Origin of the sequence: Vibrio scophthalmi LMG 19158, from assembly GCF_000222585.1 — a bacterium.
Taxonomy (GTDB): Bacteria; Pseudomonadota; Gammaproteobacteria; order Enterobacterales; family Vibrionaceae; genus Vibrio; species Vibrio scophthalmi.
This window is the reverse complement of record NZ_AFWE01000077.1, coordinates 1-1,155: the sequence shown is the minus strand read 5'-3', so window position 1 is coordinate 1,155 and position 1,155 is coordinate 1. Positions and strand designations below refer to the sequence as shown.

Annotated in this window: 2 protein-coding genes and 1 pseudogene; 2 read left to right on the top strand and 1 reads right to left on the bottom strand. The window is 43.1% G+C overall.

Annotated elements, in window-relative coordinates:
* Together RH88_RS23800 and RH88_RS23705 are read left to right on the top strand one after the other, a co-directional pair.
* A partial coding sequence (locus RH88_RS23800) for a hypothetical protein (RefSeq protein ID WP_005594321.1) occupies positions 1-210 on the top strand: 210 nt, incomplete at its 5' end.
* Between the two features lie 86 nt (positions 211-296).
* Positions 297-473, top strand: a complete 177-nt coding sequence (locus RH88_RS23705; protein WP_005594320.1) for a hypothetical protein — start codon at positions 297-299, stop codon at positions 471-473.
* An 82-nt stretch (positions 474-555) separates the two neighbouring features.
* Here the strand turns inward: RH88_RS23705 and RH88_RS23835 are convergent.
* Positions 556-1,155, bottom strand: a pseudogene (locus tag RH88_RS23835) (ISAs1 family transposase); the annotation flags it as partial.

Sequence of the window (1,155 nt, the reverse complement as noted above, 5' to 3'; positions counted from 1 at the left end):
CAAAAAAAGGTTAGCACGAAGCAAAGTGCTCCCACTTGTTATCGTTTTAATGAGTATGATAAAGCTGAAATATCTTTAGCTGTTGCTAATGCTCAACTTACAACAGTAACAAGGGGAACGCCTGCGAAATTATTAAGAGCTTTGGTTAGGATTAATAATAGTGGGGAAATAGATCAAGCTATATTGAGTCAAATGATAGATAGCTTGTAATACTAATAGTATTACATTTAAAGCCTCTCGGTGTAGTTTTCGACGACGCACACCGAGAGGGCAAATCAACTCATAGGAGAATCAAGATGCAATTGAATTGTAGCATTACTCACACCCTTAACCAAAGCCCTACTAACGCAGAGTTAGAGAAGCTGGCTAACATGATAGAACAAAAATGGTTCACGCCCAGTCAGCAACCAATTATTGCCGCCTTCATAAGCCGCAATGCGATCAAGAATTTCTTGGAGGGTTGTGATTCATAATGCGTTATCGTATGGCATTTTAAAATACAGATTATGCCTATTACGGTAAATGCTCGATAGATCAGGGCGTTCGCATGAATGGTTAAGATTTAGCCATCGATGTAAATCCAGCCATAAGAACTTGTTCCAAGTAGGCAGGCTTCATCATGCACCGCTTCTGTTTCATCGGTACGCTAATCTTGGTTGACTCAGCTCTGAGCATGTTCAGTGCCATATGTCTTAATCCCGCCATGTTTTCAGCAGCATTTTCTCTATAAATCTGACAAGCATCTTCACCCATACTGACATCTAAAATCCAATGCATGGATTCAATGCCTCAGTGGGCACGGATAGCCTCTCTTGCCTGCTCTGAGGTCAGTTCTGCTGAACTAATGTAGTAACGATACTTCAACTCTGGAGCCTTGCCTTTTGTTGCTCGGTAGTTTTCGACCATCACAATACTGGTTAACCTATCCCAAGTGGAGAAGTCACCCTCCAACTCACGAGCACTCAGGATATGACAAGTACGCGCTTCAATCCGGCCCTTCTGCTTCTCAACTTGATACCTATCCCAGTCAATCGGATCTCGCCGGCGTGAGGAGAAGGCGGACTGAATCGAGGCCGCTAACTTGCCTTGATTACCCTTAACCGATAATAAGTAATCACCGCCTTTGCTTTTACTATCTTAGTCTGGCAGGCCATC

Coding starts and splice junctions, on each gene's coding strand:
- RH88_RS23705 (WP_005594320.1), top strand. CDS start 297: ATGCAATTGAATTGTAGCATTACTCACACCCTTAACCAAAGCCCTACT.